Source organism: Pseudovibrio sp. POLY-S9 (assembly GCF_001431305.1).
Taxonomy (GTDB): Bacteria; Pseudomonadota; Alphaproteobacteria; order Rhizobiales; family Stappiaceae; genus Pseudovibrio.
This window is the reverse complement of the sequence record NZ_LCWX01000174.1, coordinates 1-3,012: the sequence shown is the minus strand read 5'-3', so window position 1 is coordinate 3,012 and position 3,012 is coordinate 1. Positions and strand designations below refer to the sequence as shown.

Here is a 3,012-nt window from a genome sequence, read left to right as displayed (position 1 = left end):
GATTTGGCTCATAAAAACCGCGACATTCCAGTTATTGATAGCTCACTATATCCCTTATGAAACAAGGGTTAAAGACCCTACATAATGGAAGGAGAGCCCTCTTATTGGCAAAAGGCATCAGGTTGCAGGTTCAATGACTTCAAAGATATAGCTATTTTCTGGAAGGAGGCAGAACAACAGGCCCAGTTCAATAGTTCTGCGGCATGGTGGGCGATGATAGCTGCTGCCAACTATGTTTTTGCCTTCAGCAGTCGGACAGCTCTTATGTACTTTTTTTAATCCAGCTAAGGAGATAACGTGGCTACCTGTAACTTGTGCAGCACGATATGTAAGTTGCAACAATCACACGCAATTCCGAACGCATACTTCAAGCCAATGTTTCGCACGAGTTCTGGTCAAGCTTTATCGGTGACCGAAGGGAGTTCTGCACTATTCAATACGCAAAACAGCGGCAAAGAAGAAATGCTTTGTGTAGGATGCGAGGGCTTCTTAAATTCAACCTATGAAACGCCAGCGTTCAATGCTTTTAAAAAATACTGGAAAGCTTATCAGAGTGGAATTAAATGCCCAGCATTGGACATCGATTCCACTGTTCTATTTAATTTTATCCTCTCAGTTATTTGGCGATGCTCCATTTCTAAAAACGATTTTTATTCTAACTTTGATATGCAGCGCGAGAAATTAGAATGGATGAAAGATAGTTTTTATCTGAAGAAATGCCCTTTTGAAAAATTCACCGCAAAAGTTGAACGATTGGAAGATGGACGGGATTCCCGCTCCACGCTTGCATACAGAAAAATGTGTTTAGCCCCAACTTATGAGGCAGTAACAATAGGTAAAAAACGTTACGTTCTTGTATCTCTTCTGTTCAATGGCTTTGTTTTCTCAGTTATTCCGACGCGGTTAAGCACTTCAGCAAGATCAAAATACAACGCACTCCAGAAGGGCAAAAGCAAGTACCTAATGCCATCTCGCGCAGTGCATGAGTTTGAACCTGCAATGAACGCAATAAGAAGCCGTTTTCAATTTGAACTAGAACAGTCCAACTAAGGAGTTTGATCATTGCGAAGTCTTTTTAAACTGTTTGGCGGCTTTTCATTTGTAAAAAGAGTTGCCGATGAGGTTGGAGTGGACAGAAGGGTGTTTGGGACTGCTCTGACCGAAACTGGCTTTAATTACGCAACACTCAGAAACATCAATGAAAGCCTAATTGAGGGCGGATACACAGAACAAGACGCATTGCAGGAATGCGCCCAAATGTGCCTTAAGCCAGCGCTCTCAGGCCTCCTTATTTTGGAAAAGAAGTTTCCTGGACAGCCAGAGATAGAAGAAGCATTTGAGTCCGTTCAGAAGTACGCACAATCGATTGACATCACAGAAGTATCTAATCAGTAATTCTTTTCCGAGAAGTCCAACTAAGGAGCAGTGAGTGCAGAAGGAAAGATGCTAAAACTTATGACAATTGGGCAAAGGCTTGCGGCGGTTCGCAAGTGCCAAAAGAAAACCCAGATAGACTTTTCTCGTGAACTAGGCATCTCTAACACTGCGTATAAGACCTACGAAAAAGGAACTTCTGTTCCGCCTACTGATCTGATCATGAAACTGGCAAGCAATTATTCGATCTCTGCGGATTGGCTACTGTTTGGATATGGTCAGATGAGTGAAAGGACGCCTATCAAGATGATTAAGGCTGCGGTACTAGCTGCGCACTCGTTTGCAGAAGAAAGCAAGCTTGATCTGGATTCAGACCAAATGGCACAGCTTGTTTGCAAGATGTTTGAGCAGATTTACGAACCAGAGAGGAACCACTAGCTTAGCGAGAGTTGCAACAAAGCTGATCGTGTTTGGACTATAAAATAACCTTGCGCATGACGGATACTCAAGCTGATACACCTACCCACCAAGAATGACCAGAGAGACAGTTGAGAAACACTTGGCAGGCCCATTTGGCGGTCGCTTCAAAGCGTTTGGCAGCGGTAGGTTCATCTACATTAGGTACTCCGATTGATCCATATAAGGAGGGAAACAACATTAGTTGAGCTGCATCGAGCGCTTCTCAGCGAGGATGTATCCAAGATTCAATCAGCGAGACATATCTTAACATTTCCATTTTTCGTTGACTAGGGTTTTGTAAGGACAAGGATTTTTCCACCCCGATCCGAAACATCCGACCTTTTTCAACGTGGCGCTCGATGTAAACGAGGCTCGCTGATAATTCTGGTCCTCTTGGATCCTCTTCATCACAATTTTCAGCAGCCAAGCGTAACACGTCAATGACTGCTTGAACTCTGCCTTTGTGCACCAACTCTTCTGACCAACTGCCACCAAATGCGACATTAGCTAATTGTTTTTTGCGATCTGCCATGAGAACATATAAGGAACAAAGCGCATCTAAAATCAATCGGTAAAATCTGTAATGACGATCTTTCGAACCATATATATCGATATGGACGCCTTTTTTTAGAAAGCATCTGTAGAGCAGCAAATGGACCCGGCTTTGCGCGGGAAGCCTGTAGCCATTACGGCAGTAGATGATAAAAGCGGATGTGTGGTAGCGGCCTCATACGAGGCAAAATCTTATTCCGTCAGGACCGGAACCCGTGTTTATGAAGCACGCAGACTGTGTCCTCATCTGCAGTTTCGGCCAAGCCGTCATCCGCTATATGTCAAGGTCAATCAAAAAATAGCGCGTGTCGTCGATAGCATAGCTGAGCTTGAATACGTCAGATCCGTTGACGAGTTTCAGGTTGGCTTAGGCGGTAAAACAGCCTCTCTCGATCAAGCACTTACTCTCGCACGACAGATCAAAAAAGCCATCGCTACGCAGGTTGGTTCACAATTGAGGTGTTCAATTGGCATCGGCCCGAACCAACTTCTAGCAAAGATTGCGGGAAAGCTGGAAAAGCCTGATGGGCTTCAATGGTTGGCCCCTGAAAATATGCCGGATCGTCTGAGCAAGATGAAGCTGGAAGATTTGCCCGGAATCTCTCAAGGCATCAGTAAGCGCCTTTA

Annotated in this window: 4 protein-coding genes and 1 pseudogene; 4 read left to right on the top strand and 1 reads right to left on the bottom strand. The window is 44.4% G+C overall.

Translation table 11 applies throughout. The annotated features are described in order from the left end of the window. Positions 1-297 precede the first annotated feature (297 nt). From PPL9_RS17750 to PPL9_RS17740, 3 genes are read left to right on the top strand one after another with little or no spacing between them, the layout of a single operon-like run. Complete coding sequence (locus tag PPL9_RS17750; RefSeq protein ID WP_152986738.1) at positions 298-1,050, top strand: hypothetical protein; 753 nt, start codon at positions 298-300, stop codon at positions 1,048-1,050. 12 nt (positions 1,051-1,062) lie between these two features. After that, complete coding sequence (locus PPL9_RS17745; protein WP_057463948.1) at positions 1,063-1,395, top strand: hypothetical protein; 333 nt, start codon at positions 1,063-1,065, stop codon at positions 1,393-1,395. Between the two features lie 60 nt (positions 1,396-1,455). Further along, a complete protein-coding gene (locus tag PPL9_RS17740) occupies positions 1,456-1,812 on the top strand; it encodes a helix-turn-helix transcriptional regulator (RefSeq protein WP_161831333.1) in 357 nt (118 codons plus the stop codon). A gap of 244 nt (positions 1,813-2,056) precedes the next feature. Here PPL9_RS17740 and PPL9_RS17735 read toward each other — a convergent pair whose 3' ends face one another. Further along, positions 2,057-2,401, bottom strand: coding sequence for a hypothetical protein (locus PPL9_RS17735; RefSeq protein WP_161831331.1), 345 nt, complete (start codon positions 2,399-2,401; stop codon positions 2,057-2,059). An 84-nt stretch (positions 2,402-2,485) separates the two neighbouring features. On the opposite strand from PPL9_RS17735, the pseudogene PPL9_RS17730 reads away from it, so the two are divergent. Continuing rightward, positions 2,486-3,012 (top strand): annotated as a pseudogene (locus PPL9_RS17730) (type VI secretion protein ImpB); the annotation flags it as partial.